Below are 364 nucleotides of genomic sequence, written 5' to 3' on the forward strand. Positions count from 1 at the left end.
AGGACACGCATATTTCGAGTGGCAAGAAACTGGTTGTTACGGCGCAGGACGAACTGACACTGATATGCGGCGGCGGCTATATCAAAATCAAAGGTGGAAATGTCGAGATTGGCGGTCCGGGAAAACTTCTCATTAAGAATACCGGTATCAAGAAAGCAGGCTCCGGTAGTCTGCAGAGTGTGATGAAGTCGTTTGAGCCATCAACGTTTGATGAAAAGTTTGTTATCACTCATCCTGTTCAGGTAAACCGCTGGCAAATCAGAGCTATGACATTCATATGCCTGATGGAAAAATTTTGTCTGGTGTCACAGATAATTCGGGAAACTCATCATTAATAATGTCAAAAGCGGTTGATGGACTGAAG

Annotated in this window: 1 pseudogene; it reads left to right on the forward strand. The window is 44.2% G+C overall.

From position 1 onward, the window contains the following. Positions 1–364: pseudogene (locus NNO02_RS23620) on the forward strand (DUF2345 domain-containing protein); the annotation flags it as partial.

The organism is Citrobacter sp. Awk 2 (genome assembly GCF_028069815.1).
Classification (GTDB): Bacteria; Pseudomonadota; Gammaproteobacteria; order Enterobacterales; family Enterobacteriaceae; genus Citrobacter.